Genomic DNA, 19,627 nt, shown 5'->3' on the forward strand with positions numbered 1-19,627 from the left:
CTTGGCTATTTCATATGCTGCCATTTATCTATGTTATGCCATCTTACAATGGTTGTTTTGTCATGTTTGAGGAGCGGCCAATCTCTCTGTCTTCCCATATATAACGCTACGTTAAGGCTTGCACCGTCCCCGCTCGCTCTTTAGGATCAGCCCCAGCTATCGATATGGCCCCTTGTTGGGCACTCTTTTAAGGAATTCGTACCTTGTCTCTCTCTATCGAGGCGCTGCGCCGCCGTCTCCCTGCCTGCATGAACCTTGACGCCCGCCGTCTCTCCAGCCGTCTGCACGGGGTCAAAAAGTTGCCTGAAGGCAAACAGGCTGCCGTGCTCGAGACCATCGCCGCCGATCTGGATGCGGCACAGGCGCGTTACCAGTCCCGTCTTGCGGGCGTACCCAAGGTCACCTATCCAGATAACCTGCCGGTCAGCCAGAAGCAGGCGGAGATCGCCAAGGCCATTGAAGAGCACCAAGTGGTGATCATCGCCGGGGAAACCGGTTCGGGCAAAACCACCCAGATCCCCAAGATCTGTCTGGCGCTCGGGCGCGGGGTGAAGGGCTTTATCGGCCACACCCAGCCACGCCGTCTGGCGGCCCGTACCGTGGCGGCCCGTATTGCCGAGGAGATGGAGTCCGAACTCGGCCACTACGTGGGTTACAAGGTGCGCTTTACCGATCAGGTGAGCGAGCAGACCCACATCAAATTGATGACCGACGGTATCCTGCTGGCGGAGATCCAGAACGACCGGATGCTCACCCAGTATGACACCATCATCATCGATGAGGCCCACGAGCGCAGCCTCAATATCGACTTCATTCTGGGCTACTTGAAACAACTGCTGCCCAAGCGCCCCGATCTCAAGGTGATCATCACCTCGGCCACCATAGACCCCCAACGCTTCTCCCGCCATTTCAACAAGGCGCCGGTGATAGAGGTCTCCGGCCGCACCTATCCGGTGGAGGTGCGCTACCGCCCGCTCACCAGTGACAAGAGCGAAGGGCTTGAAGAGCGCGATGAACTGCAGGGGATTTTCGATGCGGTGGAAGAGCTGGCCCGCGAAGGGCTGGGGGACATCCTCATCTTCATGAACGGCGAGCGGGAGATCCGCGATACCGCCGATGCCCTGCGCAAGCTCAACCTGCGCGATACCGAGGTGCTGCCGCTCTACGCCCGCCTTTCCAACGCCGAGCAGAACAAGGTGTTCCAGCAACATGCCGGACGGCGCATCGTGCTCGCTACCAACGTGGCGGAGACCTCGCTGACGGTGCCGGGCATCCGTTACGTCATCGATCCGGGCACCGCCCGTATCAGCCGCTATTCCTGGCGCACCAAGGTGCAGCGCCTGCCCATCGAGCCGGTTTCCCAAGCCAGCGCCAACCAGCGTAAAGGGCGTTGCGGTCGGGTGGCGGATGGTATCTGTATCCGTCTCTACTCCGAGGAGGATTTCAACGGCCGCCCCGCCTTCACCGACCCCGAGATCCTGCGCACCAACCTGGCTTCCGTCATCCTGCAGATGCTGGCGCTCGGCCTTGGCAACATGGAGGCGTTCCCCTTTGTCGAGCCGCCCGAGTCCCGCCATATCAAGGATGGCTTGACCCTGCTCAAAGAACTGGAGGCGGTGAGGGAATTGCCTGCCACCGGCGATCGAGAAGCCAAACTGCAGCTGACCGAGATCGGTCGCCAGCTCTCGCGCATCCCTCTTGATCCGCGTCTGGCGAAGATGGTGATCAGCGCAGCGCAGACCGGCTGTCTGAGTGAGGTGATGGTGATCACCGCTGCCCTCAGCATTCAGGATCCTCGCGAGCGTCCCATGGAGAAGAAGCAGGCTGCCGATGAGCAGCACAGACGCTTTGAGGACAAGGATTCCGACTTCCTCGCTTTTGTTAACCTCTGGAACTATCTGAAAGAGCAGCAGGATGCCCTGGGCAGCAATCCGTTCCGCCGCATGTGCCAGAAGGAGTTTCTCTCCTACCTGCGGGTGCGCGAGTGGCAGGACATTCACTTCCAGCTGCGCCAGACGGTGAAAGAGCTTGGTTTTAAAGCCAACCATGAACCGGCAGATTTCAAGACGGTGCACTGCGCCCTGCTTACCGGTCTCTTGAGCCACATCGGCAACAAAGATCTGGAAAAGCCCGAGTTCCTTGGCGCTCGCAACGGCCGTTTCCACCTGTTCCCGGCCTCGGGCCTGTTCAAGAAGCCGCCCAAGTGGGTGATGGCCGCAGAATTGGTGGAAACCTCGCGTCTCTACGCCCGCATCAACGCCAAGATTGAACCCGAGTGGGTGGAACCGTTGGCTGGCCACCTCATCAAGCTGCACCACAGCGACCCGCACTGGTCGAAGAAAAACGGCGCCGTGATGGCCAAAGAGAAGGTGACGCTGTATGGCCTGACCCTGGTCAACGAGCGCACCATCAACTTCAGCCGTATCGATCCGGCGCTGTGCCGTGAGCTCTTTATCCGCCGCGCGCTGGTGGAGGGGGATTTCGAGACCCGTCACCGTTTCTTCAGCGACAACCGCAAGCTCCTGGCCGAGGTGGAGGCGCTGGAGCACAAATCCCGTCGGCGCGACATTCTGGTGGATGACGAGGACCTGTTCCGGTTCTACGATGCCCGTTTGCCGGAGGAGGTGATCTCCGCCCGCCACTTCGACAAGTGGTGGAAAGAGGCGCAAAAGCGGGATCCCGAACTGCTCAACTTCGAGAAAGAGATGCTGATGAAGGGGGATGCGGCCCACATCAGCGATCTCGACTACCCCAACTTCTGGCAGCAGGGGCGTCTCAAGCTCAAGCTGACCTATCAGTTCGAGCCGGGGGAGGCCGCCGATGGCGTGACCCTGCATATCCCGTTGCCGCTCCTGAATCAGGTGGAGGTGAAGGGGTTTGAGTGGCTGATCCCCGGGCTGCGCCACGAGCTGTTGGTGGCCCTCATCAAGTCGATGCCCAAGCCGATGCGCAAGAACTTCGTGCCGGCGCCAAACTATGCCGATGCGCTGCTTGCCAGCATCAACCCCGAGCAGGGACCGCTGCTGGACGAGATGGAGCGCCAACTGCGCCGCATGACCGGCGTCACCGTACCTCGCGAATCCTGGGACTGGAATGCGGTGCCCGATCACCTGAAACTCACCTTCCGGGTGGTGGATGACAAGCACAAGAAGGTGGCGGAAGGCAAAGATCTGGAGGCATTGAAAGAGTCGCTGCGTGGCAAGGTGCAGGAGACCCTGTCGCAAGTGGCGGATGATGACATCGAGCAGTCCGGTCTCACCCTGTGGAGCTTTGGCGAGCTGCCCCAGGAGTACAGCCAGAAGCGCGGCGGCTTCGAGGTGAAAGCCTATCCGGTGTTGGTAGACGAGAAGGATTCGGTCGCCATTCAGCTGGTGGAGAGCCCTGTGGTGCAGCAGCAGCTGATGTGGGCGGGCCAGCGCCGGCTGGTGCTGCTCAACGTGCCATCCCCCATCAAGTATCTGCAGGAGAAGCTGCCCAACAAGGCCAAGCTGGGGCTTTATTTCAACCCGTTTGGCAAGGTGGCCGAGCTTATCGATGACTGTATCGCCTGTGGCTGCGACAAGCTGATCGAGCAGCATGGCGGGTTGGCTTGGGACGAGGCCGGTTTCGAGGCGCTCAAGGAGTTTGTCCGTGCCGAGCTCAACGATGCGGTGGTGGAGGTGGCCAAGCAGGTGGAGGCCGTGCTGACGCTGTCCCATGAGATCAAGAAGCGGCTCAAGGGGAAGATGCAGCTCGACACCGCTTTTGCCATGTCGGATATCCAGCAGCAGCTCGGCAACCTTATTCACAAAGGTTTTGTCACCGAGACCGGCTGGCAGCGGTTGCCTGATTTGCTGCGCTATCTGCGCGCCATCGAGCGCCGCCTGGAGAAGCTCGCCATCGATCCCAACCGGGATCGGGTCTACATGCTCAAAGTGCACAGCGTGGAGTCGGAGTACAAGGCGCTGCTGGCCAAGATCCCCAAATCCCAGCTCATTCCCACCGAGGTGGCCAATATCCGCTGGATGATCGAGGAGCTGCGGGTGTCGTTCTTTGCCCAGAATCTGGGGACCCCTTATCCGGTCTCCGATAAACGGGTGCTTAACGCCATCGCTCAGTGCTAAGCTGCTATCTAACTGTTTTAACAGCATGATAGCGGGTGCTGAGAAGGGGTTGCCGGTCAGGTAGCCCCTTCAAACCGCAAGTCAGGGAGGCAAGGATGCTGGGGATCTGGTTGAGTGTGGCGCAGGTGGTGATCAGCGGTTATCAACCCATCGCGGAACAAACCTGGGTGCAGTTGAACCCGGAATATTACCCGCTGGCGCGCACGCCGCCTGCGATGTTTGTGGCCTGGCGTGGTAATCAGTTTCCGCCGCTGGCCCAAAAGCAGAAGCACGGTCGCTGGCAGATCCTCTTTCCAGCCCGGCTGGTCCCCCCCTTCGATCTGTTCGAGGGGGAGGCGCAGCTCTCCAAAACCTATCTGGCAAGGCTGCGGCGCATCGACGAGATGGCTTACGGGGTTGTCCCCGGGCAGGCTGTTGCGGCTGGTGCAATCGTGCAGCAGGGGAGTGGTTCCCCTGATTATCACGCGCAACCTGTCGCGCCCTTTATCGCCGAGTTCCGCACACCTCAAGAGGCGTTCGGTGGTGTTGATATGCCCAGCGATCCCGCCGAGAACGAACCTCTTCTGGTTCAGCTGGGGGTGACCTTTCGCACAGCGGGGATGAGTGGTACCCAAGGATATGAGGGAGTAGCGAGCACCGATATAGCGCTCGCCAGCCACACGGATAGCTTATCCGCAGGCAGTGACATCATGCTTACCCTCTCGGCTCCTGCGGCCGGAGGTCCACAAACCGTGTGTCATCAGGTCGCCGCAGGGGAGACCCTGTGGCGTATAGCGAATCAGTTATCCAGTGCCCGGGGAGCCGATACCTACAGCTATTTGCTGGCGCTGGTGGCAGAGAACCAGCCGCGGCTTGGTAAGAGCATTCGAGTCAGAACGGGGGAGGGTCTCTACTGCCCGCGAGCCGAGACCTTGGCGCGGTTTGATGCTCTGAGCCCGGCCCAGCGTCAGCAGCAATTCGCCCGGTTGGAGCAGGGGCGCTAAATGCAGAGTCGGTACCTTGTATCCGAATTTGGCCCGTGGTAGTATTCGCGCTCGTTTTGCGAGGTGCTGACCGGTCGCAGTTAGCACCATAAATTCATCCAAAAGAGATACATACTATGTCTTTCGTATTCCAAGCTGAAGTCCGTTCTGACCTGGGGAAAGGTGCGAGCCGCCGCCTGCGTCAAGCTGACCAAGTTCCTGCCATCGTTTACGGTGCAGGCAAAGAAGCCCTGTCCATCACTGTTGACCACAAGAAAATGATCCTGGCTCAAGAGAAGCCGGAATTCTATGAGTCTGTACTGACTCTGGTTATCAACGGTGAAGAAGTTAATGTAAAAGTGAAAGCTATCCAGCGTCACCCGGTACGTTACAAGCTGATCCACCTGGACTTCGTTCGCGTTTAATAGCGAACCGTCAGGTTGAAGAAAAGCCACTCTCAGGAGTGGCTTTTTGCTATCTGGCATCTTGTGAGCAGGCTGAAGGAACTTGCCTGATAAGCCAGCAAGGCGGTTATCCCAGCTGGCTAAGGGCTTGTTGGCAACGCTGCTCGGCGGCATCAAGCTCCAGCAGTACCATCCTGATATCTTCCATCTGCTGTTGCAGTGTCTCCCGTTTTTCCTCAACCAGTCCCAGCATGGTCTGTAACTGGGTGCGGCTGCTCTTGTCGGCATCATAGAGATCAAACAGCTCGCGGATCTCGGCGAGGCTGAATCCGAGCCGCTTGCCGCGCAGGGTGAGCTTGAGGCGAACCCGATCCTGCTTGCTGTAAATGCGGGTTTGTCCCTCTCGGGCGGGATTGAGTAACCCCTGATCCTCATAAAAGCGGATACTGCGCGTCGTAATATCAAATTCCCGGGCCAGCTCACTGATGCTGAAGCGCCGTCCTTCATCCTTGTTGTTCATACAGACTTCTTGGCGAACTAAATCCTGTCTGCACCTTACCTAAACGTAAACTGCACTGCAACTCTTGTTCCATTGCGTCAGAACCCCTATGTTATGGCCATGTAACAAACAGAGGCAGGCAAATGGAAATTGCAATTGTGGCGGCAAAACGGACTCCGATGGGGGCGTTTCAGGGGGCATTGGCAGAGGTCACTGCGCCTGAGTTGGGAGCCTGTGCCATCGAGGCGACACTGCAGCAAAGTGGGCTGCGTCCGGATCAGGTCGATGAAGTGTTTATGGGCAATGTACTGGCGGCGGGCGTGGGGCAAGCGCCAGCCCGGCAGGCGTTGTTGAAAGCAGGGTTGCCAGATAGTGTGCCTGCTACCACGGTCAACAAGGTGTGCGGATCCGGCATGAAAGCAGTGATGCTGGCGGCGGATACCATCCGCCTTGGTGACAACAGGGTAGTGGTCGCGGGGGGGATGGAGAGTATGAGCCGTGCCCCCTATCTGCTGGATAATGCCCGCAGCGGCTTTCGGATGGGGCATCAAAAGGTGCTGGACCACCTATTCCTCGACGGTTTGCAAGATGCCTATGATGGCCAGCTGATGGGGATACATGCCCAGCGCAGCGCCGATCTGGCCGGTTTGACCCGCAGTGCCATGGATGAGTTTGCTCTTGCGTCGTTGCAGCGTGCGCGCGATGCGCAGCAAGCCGGCGCGTTTGCATCCGAGCTGGCAAGTGTCTATCGCGGTGATCGCTTGTTGCTGGCCGAAGACGAGCAGCCCGGCAAGGGCAGACCGGAGAAGATCCCTACCCTGAAGCCTGCGTTTGGCAAGGAGGGCACCATTACGGCGGCCAATTCTAGCTCTATCTCGGATGGTGCGGCGGCGCTGATATTGATGGATGGCGCCACGGCGCAAGCTTGGCAGGTACCAGTGCTGGCACGGATTGTCGGTTATCAGAGCCATGCAGCATTGCCCGCCGAGTTTACCTCTGCACCCATTGGCGCCATTTCACGCTTGCTGGCGCGTCTGGCATGGTCGGTGGAAGAGGTGGATCTCTTTGAGATCAACGAGGCCTTCGCCATGGTCACCATGCTGGCCATGAGCGGGGTCGGCATCCCTCATCACAAGGTCAATGTCCATGGAGGGGCCTGTGCGCTTGGCCATCCGCTGGGGGCGAGTGGCGCGCGTATTCTGGTGACGCTGATCGCCGCGCTGCGGCAACGGGGTTTGCGGCGAGGCGTGGCAGCGCTCTGTATCGGGGGCGGGGAGGCGACCGCTATCGCGGTCGAAGTGAATGACGAAACGAATTAATTGGTGGCTTCCATCGCCAGCAGTTGTTCCGTGACCCAGGTGGTGGCGGCCAGATAGAGGTGACTCACCTTATCCTCGCTCAGCCCCAGGCGGGCTGTTCTGGCCGTTACCCGTGACCAGTTGGCGCTCTCGTAATCTTCACAAAACGCGAGGTAGAAACCCAGATTGCCTTTGCGCTCCAGCAGCGCCAACCGAATATCGTCGATAAGAGGGATAGTGCCGAGCAGTTTGTCCATCGGCTGCTCCATCAGTACATCCAGCAGGGAGAAGAGACCGGTGATAAAGGCTTGTTGTGCCTGCTGGCTCGGGGCGTGGGCATGAGCCAGCAGTTCACAGAATCGGGCACGGATCATCGACATCTGGTAGAGCTCGGCGCTCTTGCCCTTGCCGGCGCTGGTCGCGGCTACCAGCGAGACAAAGCGCTTTAGCTGGGTGTTGCCCAGATAGATGGCAGCCTGACGAAATGACGAAATAGGGTTGGTGTGGCCTTTGAGATGGTTAACATAGCGCAGCAGCTTGAGGGAGAGGGAGATATCCTGACCGAGCAGCTGCTCAATCTTGTTGATATCAGGCTCTGCCTCGTTGACCACGTTGAGCAACTGCATCACCACGACTTGCGCCGGCTCCATGGTGGCTTGCTTGACCATCTCGGGTCGACTGAAGAAAAAACCCTGGAACAGCTGGATCCCCAGCTGTTTGACCCGCTCGAACTCCGCCTTGTCCTCTACTTTTTCCGCCAGATAGGTGAGCCCCAGCGTTTGATGCCGCTGGATAAACACCTTGATCTGCATCAGGGGGGTGGCACGAAGATCAAACTTGATGATGTGGATAAAGGGGAGGAAGCGCTCCCAATCCGGCGACATGGTGAAGTCATCGAGTGCCAGTTGATATCCCAGCTTGTGCAGCTGTTTCACCTTTTCCAGCAGGGCATCATCCGGCGGGGAATCTTCCAGGATCTCAATCACCACTTTTTCGGGCGGCAGGCACTCTGCCAATCCCTCCAGTAGCAGTGAGTGGGGAAAATTGATAAAGCAGGGGCGGCCGCCCAAGAGCTGATCGATATTCTGTTGCAGGAACTGTTCGACCACCAGGCGTGACGTCGCCTGTTGGGAGGAGATGCTCGGGAAGACATTATTCAGACTATCGCGAAAGAGCAGCTCATAGGCATGAGTTTTGAGGTCTCTGTCGAGGATCGGCTGTCTTGCTACGTAGGAATACATGCCTTGCTCCAGTAAAGGTACTGGGTTGATTTTATGGTGTTGCAGAACACTATGCCAGTGTTCACCTTATTGAGTAAGGCAATAATTGGCATAGCGTTTTTTGCAGGGAAGGAATTTAGAAGAGATAGCTCAATTGTGCACCAGCCAGCCAGGCATCCCCTTCAGAAGTGCCCTGGAAGGTGGAGGTCGTCATCGGATTACCCGGTTGCAGCTCCATTTTTTCAGTGACATCCACCTTTTTGCCATCGATCAGGGTCAGCCCCAGATCCACGGTCAGGTTGGGCGTGAACTGATACCCCATTCCCAGGCTGTACCAGAGGCGATCGGCATCCGGGATGGAAATGGTACGACGATCGGCTGGCACCGGGCTGGCGTCATAGGCCACACCGGAGCGCAGTTGCCATTTGGGAGTGACCTGATAGGTCATACCGATGGCGTAGCGCCAGCTATCTTCCCAGTGCTCGTCCTTGATGTGCATGTTCTGCAAATTGTTGAGATCAGCTTCCAACTGAACGAATTTGCTCCAGTTGGTCCAGTTCAGGCTGCCGTGGAAAGCCAGCTTGTCAGTCAGCTGATGGAACGCCGCCAACTCTGCCGTCGCTGGCAACGGCAGATCCAGACTACCGGTATCTCTGATCTCGGTAACGGAGCCATCTGCATTGGGTCGGCCCACGATAGCATCTCCCGAGAGGGTCAAAGTGACATCGTGACGGTAGGAGAGGCCAATTCGGGTTTGTTCGGACAACTCCAGCAAGGTGCCGACATTCCAGCCCCATGCCCAGCCATCCCCTTGCAAATGTTTTGCGATCAGGTTGCGAGAAGGGAAGGTGCCACCGACTTCGCCTTCGCCCTGAATAGCAGAGATCCCGGCACCAATTGACCACATCTCATTGATGCGATAGGCGAGTGAGGTACCCAGATCCATGGTCTTGATATCGGAGACATTGCCAAAGTGTCCCGCGCTGTAGTTATCCGGCATCTTGACGCCAAGGCCGTAGTAAGAGGTTGCCGAGAAGCCGAGTCGCCACTGCTCGTTGAGTGGAATGATGAGATAGGCGTTGGGTACCCAGGCTGCGGCGGCGATATCGTGTGCACTGGCATCGGAGGTGACGATACCGGCTTTGGTCGGCAAGCGGGTGTTGCCTTCAATATTGACGTCAGGACTGACATAGATGACTCCGCCAGAGAGCGCCATCTGATCGAAGCGGGTCATGGCTGCTGCATTGCGGGAGAGTACACTGGCGTTATCCGCGATGGCTGCCTCACCGGCAAAGGCGCGTCCCAGTCCTGTAGCGGACTGTTCAGCCAATTGGAACCCGGCGGCATGGGTCTGACCCGCGATCACCAGCAGGGCGATGGCGGACGGTTTGATGATGGGATGCATGGCAAAATCCTTGCTGTTACCCGAAGGTTCAATCGGTCATATGAATAAAGGCAGGATTTTATATGGTATGACCAGTAAGGCAACGGTAATGGCCAGTATCTGGATAAAACAAGATTAAATGCTAGGATGATGCACTCTAATAGCTTGATTAAAAAAGAAAAATAAACACGTGTGTGCTACATGTGTGCGCTGAAATCTAAGTTATGGATAAAAAAAGAGCGCCTGGCGGCGCTCTTTCCATTCTATCAATAATCAGAACTTCATGTTGAACTGGGCAGAAGCCAGGAAGGCGTTGCCGTGGGAAGTTCCTTTCCAACGCAGGCTGTCGGAGTGGCTACGCAGACCTTCGTTGACGTCAACTTCTTTACCGTCCAGATAAGCCATACCAAAGTCAACGCTCATATCGGTGTTGATATGGTAGGTGGCACCGGCGCTGTACCAGATACGGTCTGAGTCGGGAATGCTCAGGCTGCGGTAGTCAGCTTCGATCGGGGTGTTGTCATAGGCAAAGCCCATGCGAGCTTCCCATGCCGGGTTGATATACCAGGTACCGCCGATGGAGTAGCGAGTAGAATCTTTGAACTTCTCATCTTTTTGCAGACATACGCCGCCAGCACATTGGCTGCTGGTTGCTTTCAGCTCCTGGAAGGCGCTCCAGTCAGTCCAGTTTACAGAGTAATGAACAGCAAACTGAGGGCTCAGGCGATGGTAACCGGCGAACTCGGCTTGTGCAGGCAGATCCAGTTTCAGGTTGCCATCCACGGTGCGATTCAGTGAGCTTGCGCCTTGGAAATCACCGTCAAAGCTCATATCGACTTGTGAACGGTAGGTCAGTGCGAAGCGATGGTTTTCATTGACTTCATACAGGGTACCAACGTTCCAGCCAAAGCCCCAGGTGTCGCCTTTCAGGTGAGCCAGACGAGTATCTGTCGGCAGCGGACCACCTTGGCTAGTTGGGTTCAGTGGGCCCAGCAGACCGGCATAGCGGTTGAGTTCGGCGGCACCGTAAACGGCGTTGATACCGGCACCGACACTGAAGTGTTCGTTGACACGATAGGCAATGTTCGGGTTGATATTGAAGGTCATCAACTCGGTATCACCAGCACCGGCACCAGCCGGGAAGGTTTTGGAGTATTCGGTGGAGAGACCGTAGTTGGAGAAGATGCCAATACCCCAAGCCCACTGGTCATTCAGCGGCTGAATAAAGTAGGAGGCGGGAACGAAGGCTGCCGGAGCAATGCCACTTTCGCTGGCTGGAGCCATTTTGTTCGCGCCAGCGTAAACAGCACCATCCACATCCACATCCGGTTTGATGTAGGTGCCGGAGACAGAAACTGCCATCTTGTCGAAGGTGGTCATGGCGGCCGGGTTACGGGCCAGAACAGAGGCGTTGTCGGCGATAGCCGCTTCACCGGCATAGGCGCGACCCAGACCGGAGGCCGAGTGCTCGTTCAACTGGAATGCCGCGGCATGGACTTGACCGGTGGCCAGCGCGATGGTGGCGGCAATCAGGCTCTTCTTGAAAATAGTTGTCGTCATGGTGTTCTCTCTTGTAGGCAGATTTTTTTGCCGATATTGGCTGCACGTTCAATGCAAACCTCGACAAAATCCGTTTTTATTTCAGCTTCTTCCCAATCAATTCTGGCGTGATTCTATGGATCTGGTAGGAGGTAAGAAATCAGACCAGTGACAGCAGAATACATAAAAGTGATCGATGTGTTAATCATTTGTTTTAACCTGCTGTTTAATTCATCATTTTCAGGGTCTAAAGGTGGATTATTGACCTGGATTGCCGATCTCCGTCACAAAAATAATTTTGTCAATTTTTCGAAATCTTGAGGCAAATGAGTGACAAAGGGGAGTAAACAGGGAGAGAACAGGCTGCGGCTCGTGACCGCCGCCTGCTATTGAGGATGGTTCTGAGGTTGTTAACCGGCGATGTTAAATGTCCCACTGCAGACGTGACTGCAGAGCATTGGCAACGGGGGCAAGTGGCTCTTTCATCTCGCCAATCAGTACCATATTGGCGCCTTTGAGCTGGACAATCTCCCCTTTGAGGGTGCCATCTTCAAAGGTGGCCTGTTGCAGGGTTAATGGAACATGTTTGGGCACTAAAAAGAGGGTGACTGGCCCCATCTTTCCCTGGATCACCATGTGCAAGGCCGGTCCCTGATAAAACGAGCAGTGATTGACATAGGTCACCTTGAGCCCATCCATCCCGCTTAAGGTGGCGCCATACTTCTCCATCTTGGCATTGATGTTATGCAGATTGACCTGCTCATCGACACCTTCAATAAAGGGTTCTTCGCCATAGACATGAGCCATTGCCACCTGTGCGAGGGAGAGAGCCGCAGGAGCCGTTTCTGGCAGCGTGATCCAGCGGGTGCTCATTCCCAGCAGGAAGGCGACCGATGCAGCCAGGGCGATCTGGCGCCAGGATGTTGATGTCCGGAGCTTGACTGGCGCCGTGCCAAGGGGTCGGGATGGCGGCATCCCATCTTGCGCGTCACTGTCTTGCAGCATGGCTTGCCTGAGCAGGATCCGTTCGGCCAGTCCGGCGGGAACCTCTACCTGCATGGCGCGCTTGAGGCTTCTGTCGAACTGCTTCATCTCGTCGAGATAGTTCCGATTGGCCTGGCTTGCTTCAGCGGCTTTGAGAAAATCCGGCAGTTTATCGTTGGGCTGGATCATGGCGTTGCGGCGAAATTCGAGTTCATCCATGTCCGTGTCCTCTTGCTTGGTTCTTCTGCTCCATCGCCTCCTTGATCTGGTTGCGGGCGCGAAACAGTCGGGTCATGACGGTGTTCTTGTTGAGGCCGAGCATCTCGGCAATCTCTTCACCACTGAATCCTCCCACGACTTGCAGCAGCAGTGGCTCCTGGTACTCCTCGGGCAACCGGGCGATGTGACGGTGCAACCACTCGTTCTCCATCTCCTGTTCGCTGTGCAGCGCATCGTGCTGGGGCTGAGGGTGATCGTCGAGATCCACCAGCTCCAGCTGTTTGCGTTCAAAGCGGCGGGCGTTCTCCCGTCTGAGGATGGTGATCAGCCACCCTTTGGCCGCCTTGTCATCCTGCAGGGTGTCGATAGCCTTCCAGGCACGCAGGAAGGTCTCTTGCACCAGATCTTCCGCCACGTTGGGATCCCGGGTCAGCCAGTAGGCATACCGGTAGAGATCGCCATGCAGCGCATGAACCAGTGCTTCAAATTTGGTTTGTTTGTCAGCCATGGGATCAGAGACCGGCGAAGTGGCCGGATCATTTCCACCAATATGCTGCTGAGCACGTTTTTTTCTAAAAAACAGCAGTGCCATAGGGCAATCCTTGTCAGGGGGCGTGGCGGCGGGAGCGGGAACTCCCGTGCGCCAGCAGGTAAATCAGGTACGCAATACCGGCCGTTTCATCAGCCCTGAGGGTACGCGCTAGAGCGCGCCACTCGATGGGCGGGCCAGAAGAGGGCCGTGCAAAACAGGCTCGCTCGAGTGCGGCGAGCGCGTTGCCGAGCCGATTATGCCCAGCGTCAGGCAACTGGCCTAATTGATAATAGGAGACCTGCCAGCGCATGGTCGCCCACTTGATCAGCGCCTTGCGACTGGCATCCGGCTGTTGTCGGGCAAGGGCACGTTGCAGTTGATAGAAGGCGTGCCAGCGGGGCCAGTGGCGCCATAGCGCACGCAGCGTTATGGCCAGCACGACCCACCAAAGGCTCTCTCGCAGTGCCATCTGCGATGTCTGCTGATCAGGTTGCCGATTTGTCGTTGCCTGAAACGTCAGCGTGATGGCAGGGAGGCTGGCCTGCTCAATCCGGCCACTTTGGGTATTAAACCAGGGCAGATCAATGGGGGGCAGCTGGTAGTCGCCGCTCTGCTCCGCGACCAGAGTCTGGCGCCACTGTCGCTCAAACAGCAGCTTGCCATCTCGGTAACGCTCCTGCTGTTGCTCGCCATCGGGATGTGCCTGTATGCCGTTTGGCAGTTGATGGGCCATCAGGGGGGCAAGCTGTATCTGGCCGCTGTCACCATTTTCCATGGTCAGGGTGAGGATACGGATCAGTGGTTCACCCACTTCCCCCGTGGAGGCCGGTTCAAGCCGTTGACTCAGGGTCAGCCGGGTGGCCACCGGCGTGGCGGGGGCTTTGTCGACCCGAACCTCGAGTGGTGCCGCGCGGGCCGAGAGTTTTTGCGGCTTGTTCCCTTGCTGCGTGAGCTGCCCCTGCAAGCGGGGTGAGTCGAGGAGCCATAGCCCAGGCGCTTTTGCCTGAACGAGCCAGCTGCGGGTGAGCCGGCCGGGTAGACCAGCCTGAACGGGGGCGATCCACTCGTCGCTACCGAGGCGACGGATGGTGAAGTGGGCAGAGCTGAGTTCGCTCAGGGCCGGGTTTTGCATACTGGTGGGCAGCCATAGTGTCAGCCGGTAGATCACCGGCTGGCCGGGATAGAGCGGGCCCTGATGATCAAGGCTGGCCTGCATCTCGAGGGGCGAGGGGGCTGCGGGTTGCGGCAGCGCCGCTGTTTTCACCTCTCTCAATGGCAGGGTGAGCGAGGGGGTAAACTCATTTCCCAGCTTGAGCGGGGCAATCACCACCTCGGTATTTGCAGGTGAACCGCTCTGGTGCAGCGGGATCTGCCAGCGAGTCAGTTGTTGTACCCGGGTGGTGACCCGGCTCATGGTCACTCTGCCCACTGCAAACTGACGCAGTAGGGGGGTGATCTCCAGCTCGCTGCTCTGGCGCTCGCCATCCGCTTCGATGATCAGCAGCCAATCGCTGGAGTCGGCCCCCGGCAGCAACTCTGCCCGTGGGGGCAGGGCCCAGCAAAGTGGACTCGCCAGTGCGAACAACAGTCCCCATCCTGCCCGCGTCACCAGGGCTCCTCCACCTTAATCAGATCCCGGCGCAGCGCCTCTTTGCGCAGTCGCTGCTCCAGCAGCAACACCGGGGGAGAGGGTGGCAGGGGCATTGCCGTCGTCTGCTGAGCTGCCGATGGTTTGGGTTGCTTGCTGTTGCTGGTATCGGGAGCGGCCGCCGCTGCGCCTTGCAACAGAGAGAGGTTATAGAGCGCATCTTCATGGCCGGGCTCCAGTGCCAGAGCGGCCAGATAGGCCTCCTTGGCGGCCGCAAACTCCCCCAGTTGCAGCAGGGCATTACCGCGGTTGTAGTGGGCGGTGGCACTCTCTGCTTCCTGATAGGCTGCGATGGCTTGCCGGTAGGCACCAGCTCGATACCAGGCGTTGCCGCGCCAGACTGGATCGTTGAAGGTGCGGGCTGCCCGTTGAAAATCCCCCTCTTGATAAGCCTGCATCGCTTGCAGGTCTACCCTCTCTGCTGCTTGCAGGTCTTGTGGCGAAAGCAGCTGAGCACCCACCATCAGCGCCATCATCAACCGGGCGCCGACTCTGGCCAGCAAGGCCAGCGGTAACAAGGGGATCAGCAGCCAGGGGCCTAAATCGAGAGGCGCCGGGGTGAGGGCCGAGGTAGTCGTGGGCAGCGGCGCAAAGCGAGGGATGTCGCTGCCAAGCCACTGCAGCTCACCGCCGAGGCGATTGGCCAGTGCGGCTATGGCCTGACTATCGGGGGCGGGCAACTGCGCGGGCATGCGGGCGGCAAACCCCAACTCATTGGCCGGAATGGCGGGCATGGGGGCCGGTTGGCCGCTGCTGGCGAGCAGAATATCGAGGCGTGCTGACTGGGTGTCGCGGCAGAGAAGGCGTTGTTGGCAGGGCCACAGAGCAGCGATTTGGGCCATCTGATTCTGGGTGAGGTCGTCGGTGATCAGCAGTAGACGCGCTTGTTCTCCAGAGGCGAGCTGCTTCATGGCAAGTTCCACCGCCAGTGCCGGGTTGCTGCCCTGCAGCGGCATGATATCGGGGCGCAAGTCGGGCAGTAGCAGCGAAAGGGCCTGATGATCACGGGTTGGCGGCATGGCGAGGTAGGCGTCGCCTGCGTAGAGGATCAGCGCAATACGCTCGCCCTTGGCGCGGCTCAGCAGCTGCTGCAACTGCCATCTGACCCGGGTCGCCCGATCTGGTTTGAGGTCGGTGGCGGTCATCGAGCGTGACAAGTCCAGCAGCCAGATATCGAGCGGCGCCGCAGGCTGCTGTTGCAGCTCGCCGCGCAGTGCGGGGCCACTCAGGGCCATAATCACGGGCAGGGTTGCCAGCCAGAGCCAGGGGCGCTGAGGACGAGATGCTGGCAGCAGATAAGCCTGCATAGCAGGTGCGAGCAGCGGAGGCCGGCGACGACGGCGCCACCCTTGCCAGAGCCAGGGGATGAGTGCGATCAGCCACAGGGGGCGGAGCAAGATCAGCTCCATCTGCGCGTGCCTTGTGCCAGCCAGTTACGCACCATGCGAAACTCCAGTCTGCTTTGCCCTGATGGCAGAAGCAGCAAGCCACAAAGCAGTGCCAACGGCCAGGGGTAGAGCTCGAACACCGGCTGGTAGTGGGCAACGGGCATAGGGGCAGGTTCAAGGGCATTGAGAGTCGCGTTGATGGCATCGAGATCGCTTTGGGTGCGTGCCCGAAAGTAACGCCCCTGGCCTGTCTGGGACAGCGCTTGAAGAAGGGGCTCGTCCAGTTCGCTGCTGGGATCGGCCTGACCGCTGCCCACCTCATCGTAGGGTTGGATAAAGGTATCGGGATCGGCCCCGACCCCCAGCGTGTAGATCCGTATTCCCTGCGCTGCGGCGAGTTTGGCCTCCTGCAGCGGGTCGGCACTGCCTGCGGTATTGCGGCCATCAGTGACCAGCAGCAGGGCGGTGGGGCGACCCGGATCCCCATGCTGACGTGCCAGCTGGATGGCTTCGCCAAGGGCGGTGGTTCGGCCGACCAGATCAAAATCGAGCTCGTCGCTCAAGGTCAACAGCGCCGGGATCTCCTGAGTGAGGGGAGAGAGCAGGTAGGCGTGATCGGCAAATACGATGAGGCCCACCCTGTCTCCGGCCCGTTTGGCGATCAGCGCCTTGATCTGCTGGCGCACCGCCGTCAACCGAGCTTGCTGCTCTCCGTTATCGAGCATATCAGGGGTGCGCATACTGTCTGACAGATCCACCGCCAGCAGCAGATCCCGACTCCCTTCATATTGGATAACCGGTTCCCCCCACCACTGGGGGCGGCAGAGGGCGAGGATAAGGGCGCACCAGAGCAGCATGGCGCGCCAGAGCGGCAATCCGGCGTGGGGGCGCAGCAGCGCAAACCCGGGGTGAGCCAGATAGCCGCGGCGCAGGGGTGGCAAGCCGAAGCGCACCAGCAAGGGGAGCACCAGCGCCAGCGCAAACCAGGGCCAGGCCAGGATCATGGATGCCTCCGTCCGGCTTTACGCCCCGAGCGGGGGTGAAGTTGGAAGAAGAGGGTTTGACCCCAGCGGCGATAATGTTGCCGAAGCTGTTCGCTCTGCTCACTGCTCGGGTTCTGGCTGCCATAGAGCCAACTGCTCCAGTGAGACGAGAACTGGCTGAAATCGCTGCCGCCGTGACGATCGACGAAGGCGAGCCAAGCCTCTCCCTGTAACTGGCGCGCCTCGGGCCAGCGTTGCAGTGCTTCATGACGCAGGGCCTCCTGTATGCGTGCCACCAGTAGTGCCGGATCTCCCTCCAGCTGGCGACACCAGCGGCGGTAACGTATCACCCTGCGGGCAATCAGGATGATCAGCAGCAGCAATAACCCTGTGATCAATAGCCACAATAGCGCCTGCACTCTGGGGTCAAGACTCTGTTCAATCAGAACCGGCCCCGGGTGGATGTCTCGCATCAGGGCGACCAGCGGCGGAGTGATGGCGTCGGAGGCTGGACTGGCGCTGTCGAGTTCGGCGGGCGAGATCATCCCTGATGACATAACCCCTCCTGCCACTGCTGTTGCAGAGTCTGGCTGTTATCGAGCAGATAGAGGCGCTGCACCAATGGCAACAGCAACTGTTTGCCGTGGGCCAGCTGCTGCTCGGCGGCATACCGGTAGCGCTGGGAGAAACCGGCATGGCCCCCATCCAGCCAGCCCTGATAGTGTTGCCCTGGCCGATCGATGGCCACCGGCAGCTGGCCGTCAGGAGGAAGGGCTGCCTCGAGGGGGTCGCGGATCTGCCAATAGTGGATATCGTGGCGGCGGGAGAGCAGCTGCAACTGCTGACAGAGCGCTGACTCACAGGGTCTGTGGTCGGTGATCAGCGTCAGTTTGGCACCATGGGGCAGCTTCACGCTGGCCAAGGTGTCGGCCAGTGAATGGGATAGTACCCGACGTGCCAGCCCTTGCTGGTAGTGATGGCAGAGGGATTCGAGCAGGGGCAGCACGCTGCCGCGCTGGCTCTGGTGATTTGGGACAAGCCCGTGGCAGATCAGGGTGTTGTGCTGCCTCTCCCCTTGCCAGATCAGGGCTGCCGCCAGCTCGCATCCCAGACGCGCCTTGAGCTGCCGAGTGGAGCCGAAATACATGGCGGGAGAGAGATCGAGCAGCAGCCAGTGCGCCTGATCGAGCTCCTCGCTATAGAGGCGGGTATAGGGACGACCGAGGCGCGCCGTCACTCGCCAGTCGATATGGCGTACCTCGTCACCAGCCTGATAGGCGCGCAGCTCGCGAAACGTGAGTCCGGGAGAGCGGCCCAGTTTGCCGCGTTCGCTGCTGCTTCTGCCTGCATGAGGTGGCTTCCTGGCCTTGGCCCAGAGCCGGATATTGAGCAGCCGTGGCAGCGACAGGGCGATATCGGGATGGAGCTCCGGCGCTAGGGACATGGCACCTGATCCAGCAGTTGGGCGATCAGGATGTCGTTATCCAGATTGTCGGCCAGTGCCTGATAGCTGGGTAAAAGGCGGTGGCGCAGCACCGGATAGGCTTGCAGCTGGATATCTTCAGGCAGCACATAATCTCGTCCGGCAAGCCAGGCGCGGGCGCGGGCGGAGCGAGCCAGCCCAAGTGTGGCGCGGGGGCTGGCCCCTACGGCAATCAGTGGCTCAAGGGCAGGGCAAAGGCCACTACCCGGGCGGGTGGCGCAGACCAGCTCCACCAGATAGTGCTCCAGTCTGCTTTGCATGGTCACCGCCAGCACTTCGCTGCGAGCACCTTGCAAGCTGGTCTGGCTCAGGGTCACCGGCGCCGCGCCAAGTTGTTCGCCGCTGGCGTTGAGCTGCAAGATGGCGAGCTCCATCGTGGGGCTCGGGTAATCCACCATCAGCTTGAGCAGAAAGCGGTCTAGCTGGGCCTCCGGCAGGGGATAGGTCCCCTCCTGCTCGATAGGGTTCTGGGTGGCGGCCACCATAAAGAGAGGTGGCAGCCGCCAGCTCTTTTTGCCCACGGTGATCTGGTGTTCGGCCATGGCTTCAAGTAGCGCTGATTGCACCTTGGCCGGCGCGCGGTTGATCTCGTCCGCCAGTATCAGATGATTGAACAGGGGGCCGGGCTGGAATACAAAACTGGCATCCTGCGGGTGAAACACCTCGCTGCCGGTCAGATCTGCCGGGAGCAGATCAGGGGTAAACTGGATGCGAGCGAAACGCCCCTCGACAGAGCCAGCAAGCGCTTTGACGGCACGGGTTTTGGCGAGGCCGGGAGCGCCTTCGATTAATACATGTCCTTCACATAACAGGGCGATCAACAGCCCTTCGATGAGCTCATCCTGACCCAGAATTTGACTGGCAAGATAGTCCCTCAGTTGTTTGAACTCCGCCGCTGCCATGTGATAAACCCGTTGTTTTTATGGAAGTTGATCTTTTTATACTCCAGTTGAGCCACAAGGGCGAGTGAAGGGCGCCAGC

The 19,627-nt window shown here is 59.0% G+C and carries 16 protein-coding genes; 4 read left to right on the top strand and 12 right to left on the bottom strand.

The features are described from left to right. Positions 1-203: 203 nt before the first annotated feature. The 3 genes from hrpA (at position 204) to rplY (ending at position 5,490) form a co-directional block, all read left to right on the top strand. Positions 204-4,103: an ATP-dependent RNA helicase HrpA gene (gene hrpA / locus I6L49_RS04765; protein WP_216950741.1), complete on the top strand. Its 3,900-nt coding sequence runs from the start codon at positions 204-206 to the stop codon at positions 4,101-4,103. 95 nt (positions 4,104-4,198) lie between these two features. After that, positions 4,199-5,086: a hypothetical protein gene (locus tag I6L49_RS04770; RefSeq protein ID WP_216950742.1), complete on the top strand. Its 888-nt coding sequence runs from the start codon at positions 4,199-4,201 to the stop codon at positions 5,084-5,086. A 116-nt stretch (positions 5,087-5,202) separates the two neighbouring features. After that, entirely contained in the window at positions 5,203-5,490 is a 288-nt protein-coding gene (gene rplY / locus I6L49_RS04775) for a 50S ribosomal protein L25 (RefSeq protein WP_005333252.1), read from the top strand. A 106-nt stretch (positions 5,491-5,596) separates the two neighbouring features. Here rplY and I6L49_RS04780 read toward each other — a convergent pair whose 3' ends face one another. Beyond that, positions 5,597-5,989 carry a MerR family DNA-binding transcriptional regulator gene (locus I6L49_RS04780; protein ID WP_005360322.1) on the bottom strand — a complete coding sequence of 131 codons (393 nt, stop codon included), beginning with the start codon at positions 5,987-5,989 and terminating at the stop codon, positions 5,597-5,599. Positions 5,990-6,111: 122 nt separating this feature from the next. On the opposite strand from I6L49_RS04780, the gene I6L49_RS04785 reads away from it, so the two are divergent. Continuing rightward, positions 6,112-7,287 (top strand): thiolase family protein, encoded by a 1,176-nt coding sequence (locus I6L49_RS04785; protein ID WP_216950743.1) that lies wholly within the window; start codon positions 6,112-6,114, stop codon positions 7,285-7,287. On the opposite strand, the gene I6L49_RS04790 is transcribed toward I6L49_RS04785, so the two are convergent. The 11 genes from I6L49_RS04790 to I6L49_RS04840 all read right to left on the bottom strand — a co-directional run bounded on the left by I6L49_RS04790 (position 7,284) and on the right by I6L49_RS04840 (position 19,548). Continuing rightward, on the bottom strand, positions 7,284-8,507 hold the full coding sequence (locus I6L49_RS04790; RefSeq protein WP_005333249.1) for an EAL and HDOD domain-containing protein: 1,224 nt from the start codon (positions 8,505-8,507) through the stop codon (positions 7,284-7,286). The two genes, I6L49_RS04785 and I6L49_RS04790, sit on opposite strands and share 4 nt — an antisense overlap. Before the next feature lie 115 nt (positions 8,508-8,622). Further along, positions 8,623-9,891 carry an OmpP1/FadL family transporter gene (locus tag I6L49_RS04795; RefSeq protein ID WP_139443815.1) on the bottom strand — a complete coding sequence of 423 codons (1,269 nt, stop codon included), beginning with the start codon at positions 9,889-9,891 and terminating at the stop codon, positions 8,623-8,625. A gap of 252 nt (positions 9,892-10,143) precedes the next feature. Then, the gene (locus I6L49_RS04800; protein WP_216950744.1) at positions 10,144-11,430 is read right to left on the bottom strand and encodes an outer membrane protein transport protein; all 1,287 of its coding nucleotides are present in this window, start codon (positions 11,428-11,430) and stop codon (positions 10,144-10,146) included. A gap of 402 nt (positions 11,431-11,832) precedes the next feature. After that, on the bottom strand, positions 11,833-12,612 hold the full coding sequence (locus I6L49_RS04805) for a DUF3379 domain-containing protein (protein WP_216950745.1): 780 nt from the start codon (positions 12,610-12,612) through the stop codon (positions 11,833-11,835). Then, positions 12,605-13,204: a sigma-70 family RNA polymerase sigma factor gene (locus I6L49_RS04810; RefSeq protein WP_005333245.1), complete on the bottom strand. Its 600-nt coding sequence runs from the start codon at positions 13,202-13,204 to the stop codon at positions 12,605-12,607. Before I6L49_RS04810 ends, I6L49_RS04805 begins: the two co-directional genes overlap by 8 nt. A gap of 13 nt (positions 13,205-13,217) precedes the next feature. Then, complete coding sequence (locus I6L49_RS04815) at positions 13,218-14,729, bottom strand: BatD family protein (RefSeq protein ID WP_216951587.1); 1,512 nt, start codon at positions 14,727-14,729, stop codon at positions 13,218-13,220. Between the two features lie 20 nt (positions 14,730-14,749). Next, on the bottom strand, positions 14,750-16,201 hold the full coding sequence (locus I6L49_RS04820) for a VWA domain-containing protein (protein ID WP_216950746.1): 1,452 nt from the start codon (positions 16,199-16,201) through the stop codon (positions 14,750-14,752). After that, on the bottom strand, positions 16,192-17,184 hold the full coding sequence (locus I6L49_RS04825; RefSeq protein ID WP_164536745.1) for a VWA domain-containing protein: 993 nt from the start codon (positions 17,182-17,184) through the stop codon (positions 16,192-16,194). Before I6L49_RS04825 ends, I6L49_RS04820 begins: the two co-directional genes overlap by 10 nt. Beyond that, positions 17,181-17,720, bottom strand: a complete 540-nt coding sequence (locus tag I6L49_RS04830; protein ID WP_216950747.1) for a DUF4381 domain-containing protein — start codon at positions 17,718-17,720, stop codon at positions 17,181-17,183. Before I6L49_RS04830 ends, I6L49_RS04825 begins: the two co-directional genes overlap by 4 nt. Further along, a complete protein-coding gene (locus I6L49_RS04835; protein ID WP_216950748.1) occupies positions 17,705-18,607 on the bottom strand; it encodes a DUF58 domain-containing protein in 903 nt (300 codons plus the stop codon). The genes I6L49_RS04830 and I6L49_RS04835 overlap by 16 nt, the downstream gene beginning before the upstream one ends. Further along, positions 18,598-19,548: a MoxR family ATPase gene (locus I6L49_RS04840; protein WP_216950749.1), complete on the bottom strand. Its 951-nt coding sequence runs from the start codon at positions 19,546-19,548 to the stop codon at positions 18,598-18,600. Before I6L49_RS04840 ends, I6L49_RS04835 begins: the two co-directional genes overlap by 10 nt. Positions 19,549-19,627: the final 79 nt, after the last annotated feature.

The sequence above is a fragment of the Aeromonas sp. FDAARGOS 1419 genome (genome assembly GCF_019047045.1).
GTDB lineage: Bacteria > Pseudomonadota > Gammaproteobacteria > Enterobacterales > Aeromonadaceae > Aeromonas > Aeromonas veronii.

Coding starts and splice junctions, on each gene's coding strand:
- I6L49_RS04820 (WP_216950746.1), bottom strand. CDS start 16,201: ATGGAGCTGATCTTGCTCCGCCCCCTGTGGCTGATCGCACTCATCCCC.
- I6L49_RS04795 (WP_139443815.1), bottom strand. CDS start 9,891: ATGCATCCCATCATCAAACCGTCCGCCATCGCCCTGCTGGTGATCGCG.
- I6L49_RS04770 (WP_216950742.1), top strand. CDS start 4,199: ATGCTGGGGATCTGGTTGAGTGTGGCGCAGGTGGTGATCAGCGGTTAT.
- rplY (WP_005333252.1), top strand. CDS start 5,203: ATGTCTTTCGTATTCCAAGCTGAAGTCCGTTCTGACCTGGGGAAAGGT.
- I6L49_RS04810 (WP_005333245.1), bottom strand. CDS start 13,204: ATGGCACTGCTGTTTTTTAGAAAAAAACGTGCTCAGCAGCATATTGGT.
- I6L49_RS04835 (WP_216950748.1), bottom strand. CDS start 18,607: ATGTCCCTAGCGCCGGAGCTCCATCCCGATATCGCCCTGTCGCTGCCA.
- I6L49_RS04800 (WP_216950744.1), bottom strand. CDS start 11,430: ATGACGACAACTATTTTCAAGAAGAGCCTGATTGCCGCCACCATCGCG.
- I6L49_RS04785 (WP_216950743.1), top strand. CDS start 6,112: ATGGAAATTGCAATTGTGGCGGCAAAACGGACTCCGATGGGGGCGTTT.
- I6L49_RS04780 (WP_005360322.1), bottom strand. CDS start 5,989: ATGAACAACAAGGATGAAGGACGGCGCTTCAGCATCAGTGAGCTGGCC.
- I6L49_RS04805 (WP_216950745.1), bottom strand. CDS start 12,612: ATGGATGAACTCGAATTTCGCCGCAACGCCATGATCCAGCCCAACGAT.
- I6L49_RS04825 (WP_164536745.1), bottom strand. CDS start 17,184: ATGATCCTGGCCTGGCCCTGGTTTGCGCTGGCGCTGGTGCTCCCCTTG.
- I6L49_RS04790 (WP_005333249.1), bottom strand. CDS start 8,507: ATGTATTCCTACGTAGCAAGACAGCCGATCCTCGACAGAGACCTCAAA.
- I6L49_RS04840 (WP_216950749.1), bottom strand. CDS start 19,548: ATGGCAGCGGCGGAGTTCAAACAACTGAGGGACTATCTTGCCAGTCAA.
- I6L49_RS04830 (WP_216950747.1), bottom strand. CDS start 17,720: ATGTCATCAGGGATGATCTCGCCCGCCGAACTCGACAGCGCCAGTCCA.